Below are 18,026 nucleotides of genomic sequence, written 5' to 3' on the forward strand. Positions count from 1 at the left end.
CTCAATGCCGTTTGATGAACCCGCTCAACGCCGCCAACGCCTCGGGCGTACGCAACCGCTGGGTGAACAACGCGCCCTCCTCCTCGATCACCTTGCGGATCAATTCGCGATCCGGCGCGCGCATCAATTGCTTGCTGATGCGCACGGCTTCAGCCGGTAGCTCATCAAAACGCAGCGCCACTTCCCGCGCCTTGCGCAACGCTGCCTCGCCATTGGCCAACGCTTCGGTGGCCAGGCCCCACTGTGCGGCCTGCTCACCGCTGAAGCCCTCGCCAAGCAACAGCAACTGCGCCGCTCGGGCCTGACCGAGCAAGCGCGGCAAAATCAGGCTGGAGCCGAACTCCGGGCATAAACCAAGGTTGACGAACGGCATGCGCAGGCGCGCATCGCCCGCGACGTAGACCAGATCGCAATGCAGCAACAGCGTCGTGCCGATGCCCACCGCTGCACCGGCCACAGCGGCAATCACCGGTTTGCGGCATTCGAGCAGGTTTAGCATGAAATGAAACACCGGACTGTCGAGGTCGCTCGGCGGTTGCTGGATGAAGTCGGCGATGTCGTTACCGGCGGTGAAGCATTCGACGCCGCCGGTGATCAGCACGGCGTTGATATGCGGGTCGCTGTCAGCCTGTTTCAGCGCTTCAGCGAGGCGGCTGTACATCGCGCGGGTCAGGGCGTTTTTCTTGTCCGGACGATTGAGGCGCAGGGTCAGTAAACCGCGTTCGCGCTCCAGCACAATGGCTTCGGTCATGGCGTCTCTCAACGATGTCGGGCTCAAGAAAATCAACTGTGGCGAGGGAGCTTGCTCCCGCTGGGCTGCGCAGCGGTCGCAAAAAATCCATGAGCGCTGCGCACTCAAGCGGGAGCAAGCTCCCTCGCCACAAGCAAACTTCGCCCCTAAAAAGTCAAGCGCTTAACTGCGGGACAGGAATACGTCGGCCAGCAGTTGATTGCGCGGCAGTCCGGCCAGGTACAGACGCTTGGCGAAGGCGTCGACACTGGCGGTCGAGCCGCAGACTAAGGCCAGGGTTTGCCGGGAAACAAGGCGCAGTTGCGCCAAAGCAGCGGCTGAGTCGGCCGCCGTCCACAGCTCGACACTGAGGTTTTCCCGCTGGGCGGCCAATGCCGCCAGGGGTTTGGCCAGATAGTGCTCACGTGCATCATGGGCCAGGTGAATAACGCGAATGGCGCCTTGGTGATTCTGGCGCAAGGCTTCGCGAAGTACCCCGAACAATGGCCCCAAACCGCTGCCGGCAGCGAGCAGCCACAGCGGCCGGTCATGCCAGTCCGGGTCGTAATGCAACGCACCGCCACGCAGTTCGCCGAGCCGGATCGAGTCGCCGATCTGCAACTTTTGCACGGCATCAACGAATTCGCCGGGCTGGCGGCAATCGAGATGAAACTCCAGAAAGCGGTCTTCTTCCGGCAGGCTCGCCAGCGAATACGGCCGGGCGATGTGATCGATCCACAGCACCAGATGTTGCCCGGCGCTGTAGCGCAGTGGTCGCTGCGGGATCAGGCGCAGGCGCAGAAGGTTGTCGCTGAGCCAGTCCAGCGCCTCGACCTGCGCCGGGCGCCCGTCAGTCAGCGGGTCAAAAGTATGCACCTGCAGATCCTCGACCACCTGACACTGACACGCCAGGCGCCAGCCTTGCTGACGTTGTTCGGCACTCAAGGCATCCGGGCGATTGTCGGCGGGCAAGCCCCGCACGCATTGCACCAGGCACGCATGGCAACTGCCGGCGCGGCAGCTGTAAGGCACGGTCGCGCCGTTCTGGTTGAGAGCATCGAGCAGGTTGCTGCCCGCCGCCACCGACCATTGCCGTTCACCGACACGAAGTTCAGGCATCGACGTTCTCCCACGCGGCTGCACAGCGATTGCGTCCGTCGCGCTTGGCCCGGTAAAGCGCCTGATCGGCACGCTGCAAGGCCTCGTCCAGATCATCGCCGACGGCCAACAGGGTCATGCCGGCCGACAGGCTCAGGTTGCGCACTTGCAGGCCCATCAATTCAACCTCGGTGAAGGCGATGCGCAAACGCTCGCAGCAGGCGGTCAGCCGCTCGGCATCGCAGTCGGGCACCAGCACGACGAATTCTTCGCCACCATAGCGCGCCAGGACATCGCCGTCGCGCAGGCACGCTTGCGCCACGCCGGCAAACGCCTGCAACACCTGATCGCCGGCGGCGTGACCGTGCAGATCGTTGATGCGTTTGAAGTGGTCCAGATCGATCAGGGCCAGACCGTGCATCACATCACTGTCCAGCGCATTCAGCTCGCGTGAGGCGATGCGCAGAAAGTGTCGGCGATTGAACAGGCCGGTCAGTTCGTCGGTGGCGACCAGGTCTTCGAGCTGGCGCATCATCCCGCGCAAGGTGTCCTGATGCGCCTGCAGGGCAAAGCGGCGCTGACGCTGGCGTTGCCGGGAAACCTGGACGAAGCGCGCGTAGAGCACCAGCCATGCCAGCACCATCGCCAGAATGCACACTTGCAGCGCCGCGAGCGCAGGCTCGGCCAGGCGGAAATGGTAAGCGTCCCACAGGGTAATCGCGGAGAAACTGAAGAACACCAGCAGCGCGCAGCGGATGAACACCTGTCGCGTGAGATGGAACAGGCCGAACAGCAGGATCAGCACATAAAACACCAGGAACGCACCGCGCGCCTCGTCGACATGGGCGATCAGCCACGTTTGCCAACCCAGCCCCATCAGCACTTGCGCTTCGGTCAGGCTGGGGTCGGCAAAGCGCTGGTTGCGACCGCTCCAGAACAGTCCGAACAGAGTCGCCTGGCTGATGACCACCAGGGCACTGCCGATGGCCACTCCGTTCAGGGATTGCTGGTAATGCCCGGTGAAAAACGCCAGCCACAGCAGCAGCAAAGCCAATCCGTAGGTGGCCGCAGCGAGGGCAAAGCGTTTGAGCAAAAGGCGTTGAATGGCGTTATGGGTCAATCGTTGACTCACCGTGCGATAAGAGGCTGACCGAGTGTCCTACTCCACAGACCGGCTGCCACTTTAGAGGCCCGGTCGCTAAATGACCACCGATTTTCAGGCTCGAAAATTGACGTCAAATGCATGACCTGACCGAGCTGTATCGATGCCCGCACGAGGTCCCTGTGGCGAGGGGATTTATCCCTGACGGGCTGCGCAGCGGCCTCTTGCAACCTGTCGATCACACGGGGCTCACAGGTTTTACGACTGCTGCGCAGCCGAGCGGGGATAAATCCCCTCGCCACGGTCGTCATCCGACCAAAAGCCAATGTGTGCCTGCCACCGAGGCGCGCTATACTGCCGCGCCTTTTTAGCGTCGCGCCAGCAGCCCCGGCGTGCCAGAGGATCAGCTGTGAGCCGCAAGCCTCAAGCTGCCCCATAGAATGTTCCCGTCTTTTAGAGGAGCGCGACTCATGACCGTGATCAAGCAAGACGACCTGATTCAGAGCGTTGCCGACGCCCTGCAGTTCATTTCCTATTACCACCCCGTGGATTTCATCCAGGCGATGCACGAAGCCTACCTGCGCGAAGAATCGCCAGCGGCCCGTGATTCGATGGCGCAGATCCTGATCAACTCGCGCATGTGCGCCACCGGCCACCGCCCGATCTGCCAGGACACCGGTATCGTCACCGTGTTCGTCCGTGTCGGCATGGACGTGCGCTGGGATGGCGCCACCATGGGCCTGGACGACATGATCAACGAAGGCGTGCGTCGCGCCTACAACCTGCCGGAAAACGTCCTGCGTGCATCCATTCTGGCCGACCCGGCGGGTGCGCGTAAAAACACCAAGGACAACACCCCGGCGGTGATTCACTACTCCATCGTCCCGGGCAACACCGTGGAAGTGGACGTGGCGGCCAAGGGCGGTGGTTCCGAGAACAAGTCGAAAATGGCCATGCTCAACCCGTCCGACTCGATCGTTGACTGGGTGTTGAAAACCGTGCCGACCATGGGCGCCGGCTGGTGCCCGCCGGGCATGCTCGGCATCGGCATCGGCGGCACCGCCGAGAAAGCCGCGGTGATGGCCAAGGAAGTGTTGATGGAGTCCATCGACATTCACGAACTCAAGGCCCGTGGTCCGCAGAACCGCATCGAAGAAATGCGTCTGGAACTGTTCGAGAAGGTCAACCAGCTGGGCATCGGCGCCCAAGGCCTCGGTGGCCTTACCACCGTGCTCGACGTGAAGATCATGGATTACCCGACCCACGCCGCATCCTTGCCGGTGTGCATGATCCCCAACTGCGCCGCCACCCGTCACGCACACTTCGTGCTCGACGGTTCCGGCCCGGCCTCGCTGGAAGCGCCACCGCTGGACGCCTACCCGGAAATCGTCTGGGAAGCCGGCCCGTCGGCCCGTCGCGTCAACCTCGACACCCTGACCCCGGAAGACGTGCAGAGCTGGAAGCCGGGCGAAACCGTGCTGCTCAACGGCAAGATGCTGACCGGTCGCGACGCCGCGCACAAGCGCATGGTCGAGATGCTCAACAAGGGCGAAACCCTGCCGGTGGACCTCAAGGGCCGCTTCATCTACTACGTCGGCCCGGTTGATCCGGTCGGAGACGAAGTGGTTGGCCCGGCCGGCCCGACCACCGCGACGCGGATGGACAAATTCACTCGTCAGATCCTCGAGCAAACCGGCCTGTTGGGCATGATCGGCAAGTCCGAGCGCGGTCCGACCGCAATCGAAGCGATCAAGGACAACAAAGCCGTGTACCTGATGGCCGTCGGCGGCGCCGCCTACCTGGTTGCGCAAGCGATCAAGAAGTCCAAGGTACTGGCGTTTGCCGAGCTGGGCATGGAAGCGATCTACGAGTTCGAGGTCAAGGACATGCCGGTCACCGTGGCGGTGGACAGCAAAGGTGAGTCGGTACACATCACCGGTCCCGCGATCTGGCAACAGAAGATCAGCGAAAGCCTGGCGGTCGAAGTGCAGTAAGCACTGACACCGAAATGAAAAGGCCGCCCCGGCAAACGCCGGGGCGGCCTTTTTGTGCCAGGATCACCCTGCCCAAAACCTGTGGGCGGGTGGTATCCAGATTCGCGACAGCCCACAAAACCCATTGTGGGAGCGGGCTTGCTGGCGAATGCGAGGTGTCAGTCAACAGATTCGTTGCCTGACGCCCCCTCTTCGTGAGCAAGCTCACTCCCACAGTTTTAGCGGCGCACTGAGAATCGCGCCAGCACGCAAATCCCATTGTGGGAGCGAGCTTGCTCGCGAATGCAGGGTGTCATTAAACGAATTCGTTGCCTGACACGCCCTCTTCGTGAGCAAGCCCACTCCCACAGTTTTTAGCTTGTGTACTCAGAATCGCGCCAACTCGAAAATCCCATTGTGGGAGCGGGCTTGCTCGCGAATGCGGGGTGTCATTCAATGAATTCGTTGCCTGACACCCCGCATTCGTGAGCAAGCCCACTCCCACAGTTTTTATCGGTGTATTCAGAATCGCGCAAACACGCAAATCCAATTGTGGGAGTTTGCCCGCTCCCACACGGTTGGTTTCGTGATAACAAATCCCGGCAAGCACACAAATCGATCTTGCGCACCTGTCAGATCTGACAGGTCACGTCCCACCTTTTTTTTGTTAGCGTCAACTCACCTACGCCACCGAACCTGCAACGGACGCAATCATGGCCGAACCCGAGCTGAGTATCGTCACCCCGTCCATCGCCAAGAGCTCATCGATCGCCACCGTTGGCAAAAGCTGGGGCGCCGTGGGGCCGACGGGGGCGGCGGCGTTTGAGCTGCCAATCCCCTTGACCAGCGGCTGGGGCCTGGCGCCGACATTGTCCCTGTCTTACAGCAGCCAGACCGGAAACGGGCCGTTCGGTGTCGGTTGGGGCTTGGGGCTCAGTCAGATCAGCCGACGTACCAATAAGGGCGTGCCGCGCTATACCGAACACGATGAAATCATCGGTCACGACGGCGAAGTGTGGATGCCCGAACTGGAAGCCGATGGCTCGCTGAAGTGGCGTGTTGAATCGACCTATAACGGTGAATACATCGGCCTGCACCGCGTGGTGCGTTACTGGCCGCGCGTCGAGAGTGACTTTGCCTTGCGCGAGCTCTGGCAACGGCAAAGCCGCGAGGCCGCTCCGCCGACGTTCTGGCTGATCCATGGCGCGGATGGCTCGCTGCACGTCTACGGCAAAACCGCAGCGTCCCGGCGCGAGGATCCGGATGATCCGCAACGCATTGCCAGTTGGCTGCTGTGCGAGAGCATGAACGCTCATGGCCAACACATCTGCTTCCTTTACAAGGCCGATGACGAGGAGCCCGATCCGATCCATGACTACCGCGCCCAGCGTTATCTGGAGCGGGTGTGCTATGGCAACTTCACAGCCAGCGCGCAACTGTTCGCCTGGACCGTGGCCGACCCGGGCGATCTGGCCTGGCAGTTTCAATTGATCTTCGACTACGGCGAGCGTACGACTTCGCTCACCGAAACCCCGCCGTTCGATGCAGACATATCAGGGTCGTGGTCACTTCGCCCGGATCCTTTTTCGACTTACGGTCAAGGCTTTGAAATCGGCACGCGGCGGCTTTGCCGACAAGTGCTGATGTTTCATCAAAACCCGGCCAACCTGGGGGCAAAACCGCTACTGGCCCGACGCCTGCTGCTGGAATATCACACCCCGCAAAATGTCACTCAGTGGGCTTATAGCCAGATCAGCGCCGCGCATTACCAGGCCTTTGATGCCAATGGCAAAGTCGAACATATGCCGCCGGTGGAGTTCGATTATTCAACATTCGAGATCAACAAAACCCCACAGCGCCTGCTTGACGCCGACCACCAGCCGGGCGTGGAAGACGGCGGGTTTTACCAGTGCGTCGATCTTTACGGGGAGGGTCTACCGGGATTTCTCTGCCGCTACGATCAGGCCTGGTATTACCGCGAACCGATGCGCTCAGAGCCTGACACCGACCAGATCAGCTACGGACCCTGGGCCCTGCTGGACAAGATTCCCGTCGCGGATCGTGGCCGGGCCAGTGCGCAACTGATCGACATGACCGGCAGCGGTCGTCTCGATCTGCTCATTTCGCAGCCCGGATCGAGCGGCTTCCATGCCCTGACGCCAGAGCGTGAGTTCGAGCGGTTTGTCTTGTTCAACAAATTCCCGCTGGAGTATTCACACGCCTTGTTGACCCAAGGTGACTTCGGCGGCGATGGCTTGATTTCACTGGCACTGATCGGCACGCACGCTGTGCGCCTTTATCGCAACGAGCGCGAGCAAGGCTTCGCGGCAGCGCAAGAGGTGCCCCATCAGCGCGACCGCCTGCCATTGCTCAGCAACTCGCGCACAGAACTGGTGGTACTCGGCAACCTGCTCGGCAGCGACATGCCTGAACTGTGCCGCATTCGCCACGATGAAATTCGCTGCTGGGCCAACCTCGGCCACGGCAGGTTCGGCGAAGGTCAAAAAATCAGCGCACTGCCCTTCGCCTATGAACAGTTCGATTCCTCGCGGGTGCGTCTGGCCGACCTCGATGGTTCCGGGGCTCCGGCGCTGATTTATCTGAAATCCGACGCCTTCGAGATCTACCTGAACCGCGGTGGCAATGGACTGGAGCAGATTCCGGTCAGCGTGCCCTGGCCCGAAGGCGTGCGCTATGACTCACTGTGCCAGGTGAGCTTCGCCGACCTTCAGGGGTTGGGCTGCGCCAGCCTGATTCTGACGGTGACGCATGTTCATCCGCAGCACTGGCGTTACGATTTCGTCGCGGCCAAGCCGTATCTGTTGACCACCAGTAACAACAACATGGGGTGCAGTGCCAGCGTGGTCTATCGCAGTTCGGCGCAGGAGTGGCTCGATGAAAAACACAACTTGCTCAAGCTCGGCCGTCCACCGGCCTCATACCTGCCGTTCCCGGTGGCCGTGGTCAAAAAACAGCAACAACTGGATGAAATCACCGGTAACTGCCTGACGCAGTTGTTTACCTGGCGTGAAGGCGTTTACGACAGTCGGGAACGTGAGTTCCGCGGCTTCGGCCAGTTACAGCAAGTCGACAGCGAAAGCGCCACGGGCGACGACGATATCGGCTTCAGCCAGCCGGTGCGGGTGTGTACCTGGTTTCATACCGGCCAAGTGATGGATCGCCCCCGTGACGACTACTTCAATGACGACAAGGACGCCATTGCGTTGGGCCCTACGCTGTTCAGCCTTACGCCGCCGCACGAAAACGATTTCGATGACCCTCTCCCCCCGCACGACGCCGATACGCAATACCAGATTGCGCGGGCGCTGGTCGGTTCGGTCACTCGCATCGAAACCTATGCCGACAACGACGTGGCCGAGCCGGGAGTCGCCACTCTTTTTAGCGTTGAAGAGCGGCGCTATCTGGTACGCGAGGTCCGGCCACAGGGCCAGTATGCTGCCGCGGTGTTGCTGCCGTTGTTGGTGGAAAGCATCAACTATCAGTACGACCGGGTGATCGACGACCCACTGTGCCGTCACGAGACCAACATGCGCTGGAACGCGTTCGGCTCGCTGATCCACGCCCTGACCGTGAGCTATGCCCGGCGCCTGACGAAAGACCGCCCGCCGCCATTTACCGATCCAGACGAACAGCAATGGTGGCGCGACGCTCATGACCCGGCGCAGCAATCGTTTTATCTGAGCGAAATGCTTGCCCAATTTATTGACCTGAACGATCCGCAGCAGTGGCGGCTGGGCTTACCTTACCTGCAACGCGGTAACGCCCTGGTCTTGCCCAAGGGCACACTGCCGACCGGTCTCAGTGCCGGGCAGGTGTCGTATGAGCAGTTGAAGCTTCATCAGGATTCGCCGCACTGGCGTACCGAGCGCGTTCTGACGACTCAGTCCGTGCAGCGCTATGTAAAAAAGGACGGCACACCATTGGACGATGGCGTTGCCGAGTTCGAAGCCCTGCGCGGACGGCTGGAACTGGCGCAACTGGACAACGTCGCGCTGGCGGCGTACGGCGACCTGCCGGAGCCGTTCAACATCCATACTGAATTGATCAAAATCGGCTATACGCCGATGGCGTTTCTGTTTGAACCCACCGCCCCACCCGGTGCCGATCCAGCGCTGTATTCGGCGCATTTCGGCTTCGCCGAATACGCTGGCCTCGACGGCTTTTACAAGGTCCTGCGCTACCGCGAAACCCTCAGCCACGGTTTCACCTGCGCCACATACGACGCCCACGGGCTGGCAATCGTCCGTGTCGAGTTGCCCGATGGCTGCACGACACAGATCACCTATGACTACCACGCCCTGCAACCGTCGCGCATCACTGACCCCAACGACAATATCGAAGAAGCCATTTACGCGCCTTCCGGGCAGCCTTTGGCGACCAGTTTTCATGGCACTGAAAACACCGTCGCCGCTGGATTCAAGCCGCTGGATGAATATGTTCCCCCGCAAGATCACCGACCCGACCCGGCCATTGCCGATCCGGTAGCGGCCGTGCAATACGCCGCGAGCGCCCTGCGCCGCGATTTGTTCAGCTGGATGGGACAGATTGCCGCCCCTGCCGATACGCTCGCCCAATGGGCCGTTGACGGCTATCTGCTGCCCAGCGGACATATTCGCGCCAGTGCCCGCCAGCGGCTTACACGGCGCGCCACCCTGGCGCCGGCTGAACAACAATTACTGGCGGCAATCGAAGCGGCTCATCGCGAGCCCGTGCATAGCGTGGTGCTCAGTGCCGACCGCGATTACTACGACGAGACGCCCGCACAGATCCAGATCATCAAGGCGTGCGTGGATGGCTTTGGCCGGGCGTTGCAGACCCAGCAATTGGTCGATCCGGGCCTGGCATATAAGGTCGTGGATGGCTGGCTGGTCATTGAGGATGGCAAGTATGTCGAGGTGTATGCCGATCCGCGCTGGCGTGTCAGTGAGCGCGTCGAATACAACAACAAGGGTTTGCCGATTCGCCAGTTCCGGCCGTTTTTCGCCGATGTGCACGGCTACGTCAATGACCGGTCCATGCGTGAACTGGGTTATTTCGATCAGCTGTTCTACGACGCCCTGGGCCGGCTGATCAGAGTCGTCAATGCCAAGGGCGACTATGCCCTCGATCACCACCATCCCTGGTATAAGACGCACCTCGACTTTAACGACACCGCCTCGCCACCTGATAGAGCGAAGGCGCAAGCATCATGAACACCGGCGAGCATTGGCACACACCAACACTTTCGGTGAGCGACGGCCGTGGCCTGCCCGTGCGCCAGATTGGCTATCTGCGCACGGCCAGCGAGATCGAATCACGGGTCAACCGTCAGCAACACGATCTGGCTGGACGACTCGTATCGCAGTGGGATCCGCGCCTGCCCGAGCCCTGCCTGACTACGATTTATGGCCTGGACGGCGCCGTACTCAAATCCACCAGCGTCGACGCCGGATGGCGTCTGAATCTGCCGGGGCTGGCGGGCGAGCCGCTGCGGCGCTGGGATGCCCGTGGCAATCAGTGGCGCACGACCTTCGACGAGCAGTTGCGCGTGGTCGTGGTCGAGGAAAACGGTGAAGCCGACGTCGAGATATTTACCTACGCCGATGCCCAGGCCGACGCCGGGCACAACCTGCGCGGGCAGTTGCTCGAGCAGCAAGACCGCTCCGGTACCCTGCGCACCGACAGCTTCGCCCTGACCGGTCAGCCACTGCGCGAAACCCGCACCTTTGGCGATGGCGAGGCGTTCACCAGCCACTGGGTGTTCAGCCCACTGGGCGCCGTGCTGGAACAGACCGATGCCGGCCAACACCGCCAGCAGTCGCGTTACGGGCTGGCCGGGCAACTCAGGCAGGTGCAGTTGCTGATCAACGGAGAGTCAGACTGGCAATCCGTGCTGCTCGATGCCCACTACAACGCCGCCGACCAGATCATCGAGCAACAGGCCGGCAACGGTGTGCGCAGCCTATGGTCTTACGATCCGGCCGATGGGCGTCTGCACACCCAGTCCAGCCGTAAAGACGCCGGGACGGTGCTGCAAAACCTTGAGTATTTCTACGACCGCGTCGGCAACATCACCCGCATCGAAGACCACGCTTTCCAGCCGAGCTGGTTTGCCAACCAGCGGGTCGATGGCCATCGCAACTTTGTCTATGACTCGCTGTACCGCCTGATCCATGCCAGCGGTTACGACGATGGCCCGCTCTCGGACATCCCCGGCCTGCCACAACCGACTGACCCCAACAACCGCCTCAATTACACCCAGACCTACGCCTACGACGCGGGCGGCAACCTGGAAAAACTGGTGCACGTACGGGACGGCGCCAGTCACACCGTACAGATGTGCATTGACCCCACCAGCAACCGCGCCGTGCGCTGCAAACCCGACGATCCGCCGCCGGACTTCGTCAAACTGTTCGACCGCCATGGCAACCAGCAGAACGTACAGGCCGGTCAACCGCTGACCTGGAACGTCCGTGACGAAGTACAAACCATCACGCTGGTCGATCGCGGCGGTCGCGACGACGCCGAGCACTATGGATACAGCCAGGGCGTGCGGGTGTTCAAACGCCACGAAACCTTCACCGCCAGCACTGAACATTTCCATCAGGTGCGCTACCTGCCGGGCCTGGAAATTCGCAGCAAGGACAACGGCGAAGAACTGCACGTCATCAGCGTGGGCAGTGCACGCTGCCTGCATTGGGCGAAGAATCCGCCAAGGGAAATCGCCAACAACCAGCTGCGCTTCAGCCTCGACGATCACCTGGGTTCCTATGCGATGGAGCTGGATCAGAACGCCCGGATCATCAGCCACGAAGGCTACTACCCGTTCGGCGCTACCGCGTGTCTGACGGCCGAGTCGGCCATTGAAGTCAGTTACAGGTTCGTCCGTTATTCGGGCAAGGAGACAGACGTCAGCGGGCTGATTCACTACGGCGCACGCTATTACGCGCCCTGGTTGCAGCGCTGGATCAGTCCAGATTCGGCGGGGGACGTGGACGGGCTGAATCTGTATGGGTTTGTGGGCAACAATCCCATGCGCTTTACCGACCCCGATGGCCATTCGCGGGCCGAGTTCGTGATCATGCTGTATTCGCAGTTCGCTTCAGCCGTTCACGACAACTCCGAACTGCTCCTGGGGCAACTGCACGACATCATCCATCAGAAAAACATCGCGGCCAATCTGGCGCTGAATCTGTTGGGGGAAACTTTAAGCGGTATAGCCGCCTACGAAGGCGGGGGGCAGGGAACCAATCAATTCAATGCCATGGTTCCCTCGCTGGCAGACGTGCAGGCTTTTGTGAGCCCGGGAGGATTGATCGGGGGCAACATTGGTGGTGACCTTGCCGGTGCAATGGCGGATCAGGTGGTGAAGAGCGTTGGCGCGCGTTTCGGCCCATTAATTCCACAAACCTCACAGATGTCTGTCAGCGCGATTGATAAAAGTCTGGGAGTCGAAGACCCCGTCAAGGAAATCACCTCCTGGCGAGACTTCAAGGACGAGGTAATGCACCCGGCGCTCAACGCAGTACTCAATCCGGTTTTTCTTATGAACAGGGTCGTGGCCTCAGTCATCGGGATCATTCCCGGCGCGCTCAATATGGGCGCTCGCGCTCAGGAAGCCGAAGACATAAAAAACCGCCTGGACCCGGCGAAAATTCAGAAAATCGAAAAAATGCTCGATGGCTGGAAAGCCGCCGTCGAGCAACGTTCCACCTGGGCCGAGAACGCTTTCGATGCGCTGGGCAGTGATGTCGTCGCTCCAGCCAGCGTGCTGCCCAACGTCAACGGCACCACCTCCAGTGAAACCCTGGCACCCATCAGCCGTTCGGCACTGCGCCAGAAAAGCCAGGCAATACTGGCGAACATTGCCAGGGCACAGGCCGGGCTGGGCGCGTACAAAGAGATGGGAACCACTGACAATCAGTTTTTGCTCAAGCAAAGACACGCAGCCGCCAGGAAAAAGGCCGCCTGAACAGGACCGAAGGCCACGGGCGATGGATCAGTCAGTGCACTGGCACACGCCAACACTTGCGGTGAGCGACGGCCGTGGCCTGTCCGTGCGCTCGATTACCTGCCAAGCCGGTTTTTACGGGTGACGACAACCCTGCCGAGCGACATGCTATCGTGCCCGCCCGACCTGCCATCCGTTTGCCCAGCATGCTGCCGACTTCCCGTTTCCTGCGTCTGTCGTTGTATACCCTGCTGATCATTGCCGGTGCTGCGCTCGTCGCGACATTGGCCATCCGCCACGCCGAACGTCAGGCGCTGGAAGAGGATGCCGCGCGCGCCAACCAGCAACTGGCGCTCTATGCCAACTCGCTGCACACCCTGATCGACCGCTATCGCGCCCTGCCCGCCGTGCTGGCGCTCGACCCGCAATTACGCGCGGCGCTGGCTGGCACGGTCGACGCCGAGGAGCAGGCGGCGTTGAACCTCAAGCTGGAAAAGATCAATGGCGCGGCGCAGTCCTCGACGCTTGAGCTGCTCGATCACACCGGTCTGGCCGTAGCCGCGAGCAACTGGCGCCTGCCCAGCAGTTACGTCGGTCACAACTACGGCTTTCGGCCTTATTTCAGGCAGACCCGCACCCAGGGCAGCGGGCGGTTTTATGCCGTCGGCGTGACCAGTGGCATTCCCGGGTACTTTCTGTCCAGCGCTGTTCTTGGCGACAACGATGCGTTTCTCGGGGCGATGGTGGTCAAGCTGGAATTCCCCGAGCTGGAGCGTGAGTGGAGCCAGGGCAGCGACACCCTGCTGGTCAGCGACGCCCGCGGCATCATCTTCATCGCCAACCAGCCGGGTTGGCGCTATCGGGCGTTACGCCCGCTGGACGCCGATGACCTGGCCGAGATCAAGGCGACCCGTCAGTACGACAAACAATCGCTGGTGCCGCTGACGCATCTGTCGCTGCGCCGCTTCGATGACAACAGCGATCTGCGCCGGGTCGAAGGGCCACAGGGCACCGCGGATTATCTGTGGGAATCACTGCCGCTGGCGGCGGAAGGCTGGACCTTGCACCTGCTGCGGCGCCCGCAAGTGGCCTTCGAAGACCAGCGCAATGCCGGGCTCGCCGCCGCCGGGGTGTGGCTGGCGCTGGTGTTTCTGTTGTTGTTTCTCAGCCAGCGCTGGCGCCTGGCAAAAATCCGTCAGCGCAACCGCGAAGAACTGGAGCGCCTGGTCGAAGAACGCACCCGCGACCTGCGCACCGCGCAGGAGGGGCTGGTGCAGTCGGCCAAACTTGCCGCATTGGGGCAGATGTCGGCGGCACTGGCCCATGAAATCAATCAACCGCTGACCGCTCAGCGTATGCAATTGGCAACCTTGCGCCTGCTACTCGAACATGGCCGCGTCGATGACGCGTACAAGGCGCTCAAACCGGTGGACGATATGCTCACGCGCATGGCCGCGCTCACCGGCCACCTCAAGACCTTCGCCCGCAAAAGCCCGAGCGGCTTGCGCGAACGGCTGGATCTGGCGACAGTGGTCGATCAGTCGCTACAGTTGCTCGATGCGCGGCTGCGTGATGAGCAGGTCAGTCTGGTCCTGCACCTGGCGCGCCCGGCGTGGATGCGCGGTGATGCGATTCGTCTCGAACAAGTGCTGATCAATCTGCTGCGCAATGCGCTGGATGCGATGCAGGGCAAAGTCTGCAAACGTCTGGAAATTCGTCTGGAAGCCGACGAGCAATTGTGGCGCCTCAGCGTTATGGATAATGGCGGCGGCATTGCCGACGAGCATCTGAATCAGGTGTTCGACCCGTTCTTCACGACCAAACCGGTGGGCGACGGTCTGGGCCTGGGGCTGGCGGTATCCTTTGCCATCGTGCATGAATCCGGCGGCCGCCTGAGCGTCGAAAATGGCGACGGCGGCGCGGTGTTCACGCTGACCTTGCCGATCGATCTGGAGGGGCCTGTCTGATGCTCAATTCGGTAATGGTGGTCGACGACGAAAGCAGCATTCGCAGCGCTGTCGAACAGTGGTTGAGCCTGTCGGGGTTCGCGGTGCAACTGTTCAGCCGCGCCGAGGAATGCCTCGCCGCCCTGCCCGCGCACTTTCCCGGCGTCATCCTCAGCGATGTGCGCATGCCTGGCATGGGCGGTCTGGAATTGCTCGCCCAGGTGCAGCGACGCGATGCCGACCTGCCGCTGATCCTGCTCACCGGCCACGGCGATGTGCCAATGGCCGTCGCTGCCATGCGTGACGGTGCCTACGACTTTCTGGAAAAACCGTTCAGCCCGGAAACCTTGCTCGGCAGTTTGCGTCGGGCATTGGAGAAACGCCGACTGGTCCTGGAAAACCGCGCCCTGCACGAACAGGCCGACAACCGCGCCCGGCTCGATGCGACATTGCTCGGTGTGTCCCGGGGTTTGCAGACTTTGCGCCGACAAGTGCTGGATCTGGCGGCGCTGCCTGTCAACGTGCTGATCCGTGGCGAAACCGGCAGCGGCAAGGAGCTGGTTGCCCGTTGCCTGCATGATTTCGGTCCGCGCGCCGACAAACCCTTCGTGGCCCTGAACTGCGCGGCGATCCCGGAACAACTGTTTGAAGCCGAGTTGTTCGGGCACGAAAGCGGCGCGTTTACCGGTGCTTCCGGCAAGCGCATCGGCAAGCTCGAATACGCTGATGGCGGCACGTTGTTTCTCGATGAGATCGAAAGCATGCCGCTGGCCCAACAGGTGAAACTGCTGCGCGTCCTCCAGGAACAGAAACTTGAGCGACTGGGGTCGAACCAGAGTATCCGCGTCGACCTGCGCATCGTCGCGGCAACCAAGCCCGACCTGCTCGACGAAGCGCGAGCCGGACGCTTTCGCGAAGACCTGGCGTATCGCCTGAATGTCGCCGAGCTGCGCTTGCCGCCGCTGCGTGAGCGGCGTGAAGACATTCCTCTATTGTTCGAAAACTTTGCCCAAAGCGCCGCTCAACGTCTGGGGCGGACATTCCCGCCGCTGACCGGAGCGCAACTGAGTCATCTGCTCAGCCATGACTGGCCAGGCAACGTGCGCGAACTGGCGAACGTCGCCGAGCGTCAGGTGTTGGGCCTGGACGAGCCGGCACCGGGAATCGATCCGGGGCAATCGCTGGCGGCGCAGCAGGAAGCGTTTGAAGCGCAGTGCCTGCGATCGGCGCTCACTCGGCATAAAGGTGATGTAAAAGCGGTACTTGAAGAGCTGCAACTGCCGCGCCGGACCTTCAATGAAAAGATGCAGCGGCATGGGTTGAGTCGGGAGATGTTTGTTCCTGACAGTTGAGCTTGGCGGTGACTGGACAGGCCCTTTCGCGAGCAAGCTCGCTCCCACAGGGGATTTGTGCCGGTCACAGATCCAATGTGGGAGCGAGCTTGCTCGCGAAGAGGGAAGCCGGCTCAGCACAATGCTCAGCCCGATGAGCAATTTCCCGCTCACCCTGAGCTCTCAGTAAGCGGATTTCCGCTCACCTGATCCCGCCGCCCCCTCTAAACCGGCCCTCTGCCCATTGGCACAGCTCCTGCTATAGCTCAGGCAGGCTGCGTTTCGACGCGCTCCACAAAAACAATTAAATGAAGGATCCTTCAATGGATAACTCCAACGCCCTGCCCCTTGGGTCGGCTGCCGCGCCGGCGAAACCAAGAACCACCGCCAGCCGGATCAAATCGATCTTCAGCGGCTCTGTCGGCAACATGGTCGAGTGGTATGACTGGTACGTGTATGCCGCCTTCTCCCTGTACTTCGCCAAGACCTTTTTCCCCGCCGGTTCCACCACCGCGCAACTGATGAACACCGCTGCGATCTTCGCCGTGGGCTTCTTGATGCGCCCGATCGGTGGCTGGCTGATGGGCATGTACGCTGACAAGGTCGGACGCAAGAAAGCGCTGATGGCTTCGGTGTACCTGATGTGCTTCGGCTCGCTGCTGATCGCGCTGAGCCCGAACTACGAAACCATCGGCATCGGCGCGCCGATCCTGCTGGTGTTCGCGCGCCTGCTGCAAGGCCTGTCGGTCGGTGGCGAATACGGCACCTCGGCGACCTATCTCTCGGAGATGGCGACCAAGGAACGTCGCGGTTTCTTCTCCAGCTTTCAGTACGTAACGCTGATCTCCGGTCAGCTCATCGCGCTGGGCGTGTTGATCGTGCTGCAAAACACACTGACCACCGAACAGCTGTACGCATGGGGCTGGCGCATTCCGTTCGCCATCGGCGCGCTGTGTGCAGTGGTGGCGCTGTACCTGCGTCGCGGCATGGAAGAGACCGAGTCGTTCACCAAGAAAGAGAAGTCCAAAGAAAGCGCTATGCGCACCTTGATGCGCCACCCCAAGGAACTGTTGACCGTGGTCGGCCTGACCATGGGTGGCACCCTGGCGTTCTACACCTACACCACCTACATGCAGAAATACCTGGTGAACACCGTCGGCATGAGCATTTCCGACTCGACCACCATTTCGGCGGCCACGCTGTTTCTGTTCATGTGCCTGCAACCGATCATCGGCGGGCTGTCGGACAAGATAGGTCGTCGTCCGATCCTGATCGCTTTCGGCGTGCTCGGCACGATCTTCACCGTGCCGATCCTGATGACCCTGCACACCATCCAGACCTGGTGGGGCGCATTCTTCCTGATCATGGCGGCGCTGATCATCGTCAGCGGCTATACCTCGATCAACGCGGTGGTCAAAGCCGAGCTGTTCCCGACCGAAATCCGTGCGCTGGGCGTCGGCCTGCCGTACGCATTGACCGTGTCGATCTTCGGCGGCACCGCCGAGTACATCGCGCTGTGGTTCAAGAGCATCGGCATGGAAACCGGTTACTACTGGTACGTCACCGCGTGCATAGCCGTGTCGCTGCTGGTGTACATCACCATGAAAGACACCCAGAAACACTCGCGCATCGTGACTGACTGACCGCATTACACAGCCACTGCAACGGTGGCTGTTCGGACACCTTCGCGAGCAGGCTCGCTCCCACACTGGATCAATGATTGACACTAATCCTGTGGGAGCGGGCTTGCTCGCGAATGAGTCCACCGCAATCTCCCGCCTTAACCCCCGCCAAGAAGCAATTAATCGCTGATTAATCTTGCTCGCGCATCCTGCCGTCTTCTGATCGATGAACCGCGCAACGCTCGCTGCCAAGCCGTAAGCGAACTCAACGCA

9 protein-coding genes are annotated in these 18,026 nt (G+C 61.3%); 6 read left to right on the forward strand and 3 right to left on the reverse strand.

The annotated features are described in order from the left end of the window. Position 1 precedes the first annotated feature (1 nt). From HU755_RS14555 to HU755_RS14565, 3 genes are all read right to left on the reverse strand, one after another. On the reverse strand, positions 2-751 hold the full coding sequence (locus HU755_RS14555; protein WP_186633742.1) for an enoyl-CoA hydratase-related protein: 750 nt from the start codon (positions 749-751) through the stop codon (positions 2-4). Positions 752-913: 162 nt separating this feature from the next. Further along, complete coding sequence (locus tag HU755_RS14560; RefSeq protein ID WP_186633745.1) at positions 914-1,849, reverse strand: iron-sulfur-binding ferredoxin reductase; 936 nt, start codon at positions 1,847-1,849, stop codon at positions 914-916. Beyond that, positions 1,842-2,948: a diguanylate cyclase gene (locus HU755_RS14565; protein ID WP_186633748.1), complete on the reverse strand. Its 1,107-nt coding sequence runs from the start codon at positions 2,946-2,948 to the stop codon at positions 1,842-1,844. Before HU755_RS14565 ends, HU755_RS14560 begins: the two co-directional genes overlap by 8 nt. A 452-nt stretch (positions 2,949-3,400) precedes the next feature. Between HU755_RS14565 and HU755_RS14570 the strand changes: the two genes are divergently transcribed. The 6 genes from HU755_RS14570 (at position 3,401) to HU755_RS14595 (ending at position 17,774) form a co-directional block, all read left to right on the forward strand. Then, on the forward strand, positions 3,401-4,924 hold the full coding sequence (locus tag HU755_RS14570) for a fumarate hydratase (RefSeq protein ID WP_007916251.1): 1,524 nt from the start codon (positions 3,401-3,403) through the stop codon (positions 4,922-4,924). A 692-nt stretch (positions 4,925-5,616) separates the two neighbouring features. Then, the gene (locus tag HU755_RS14575; protein WP_186633751.1) at positions 5,617-10,116 is read left to right on the forward strand and encodes a SpvB/TcaC N-terminal domain-containing protein; all 4,500 of its coding nucleotides are present in this window, start codon (positions 5,617-5,619) and stop codon (positions 10,114-10,116) included. Further along, entirely contained in the window at positions 10,113-12,875 is a 2,763-nt protein-coding gene (locus HU755_RS14580) for an RHS repeat domain-containing protein (protein ID WP_186633753.1), read from the forward strand. The genes HU755_RS14575 and HU755_RS14580 overlap by 4 nt, the downstream gene beginning before the upstream one ends. Positions 12,876-13,060: 185 nt before the next feature. Beyond that, the gene (locus HU755_RS14585) at positions 13,061-14,821 is read left to right on the forward strand and encodes an ATP-binding protein (RefSeq protein ID WP_186633982.1); all 1,761 of its coding nucleotides are present in this window, start codon (positions 13,061-13,063) and stop codon (positions 14,819-14,821) included. Next, a complete protein-coding gene (locus HU755_RS14590; RefSeq protein ID WP_186633755.1) occupies positions 14,821-16,152 on the forward strand; it encodes a sigma-54 dependent transcriptional regulator in 1,332 nt (443 codons plus the stop codon). The genes HU755_RS14585 and HU755_RS14590 overlap by 1 nt, the downstream gene beginning before the upstream one ends. A gap of 302 nt (positions 16,153-16,454) precedes the next feature. Beyond that, positions 16,455-17,774, forward strand: a complete 1,320-nt coding sequence (locus HU755_RS14595) for an MFS transporter (protein ID WP_186550127.1) — start codon at positions 16,455-16,457, stop codon at positions 17,772-17,774. The last annotated feature ends 252 nt before the right edge of the window (positions 17,775-18,026 follow it).

Origin of the sequence: Pseudomonas sp. SWRI111, from assembly GCF_014268555.1 — a bacterium.
Classification (GTDB): Bacteria; Pseudomonadota; Gammaproteobacteria; order Pseudomonadales; family Pseudomonadaceae; genus Aquipseudomonas; species Aquipseudomonas hamedanensis.

What these genes read in the sequence shown, in the direction of transcription:
- HU755_RS14595 (WP_186550127.1), top strand. Translation starts at nt 16,455, where the DNA reads ATGGATAACTCCAACGCCCTGCCCCTTGGGTCGGCTGCCGCGCCGGCG.
- HU755_RS14570 (WP_007916251.1), top strand. Translation starts at nt 3,401, where the DNA reads ATGACCGTGATCAAGCAAGACGACCTGATTCAGAGCGTTGCCGACGCC.
- HU755_RS14575 (WP_186633751.1), top strand. Translation starts at nt 5,617, where the DNA reads ATGGCCGAACCCGAGCTGAGTATCGTCACCCCGTCCATCGCCAAGAGC.
- HU755_RS14590 (WP_186633755.1), top strand. Translation starts at nt 14,821, where the DNA reads ATGCTCAATTCGGTAATGGTGGTCGACGACGAAAGCAGCATTCGCAGC.
- HU755_RS14580 (WP_186633753.1), top strand. Translation starts at nt 10,113, where the DNA reads ATGAACACCGGCGAGCATTGGCACACACCAACACTTTCGGTGAGCGAC.
- HU755_RS14555 (WP_186633742.1), bottom strand. Translation starts at nt 751, where the DNA reads ATGACCGAAGCCATTGTGCTGGAGCGCGAACGCGGTTTACTGACCCTG.
- HU755_RS14585 (WP_186633982.1), top strand. Translation starts at nt 13,061, where the DNA reads ATGCTGCCGACTTCCCGTTTCCTGCGTCTGTCGTTGTATACCCTGCTG.
- HU755_RS14560 (WP_186633745.1), bottom strand. Translation starts at nt 1,849, where the DNA reads ATGCCTGAACTTCGTGTCGGTGAACGGCAATGGTCGGTGGCGGCGGGC.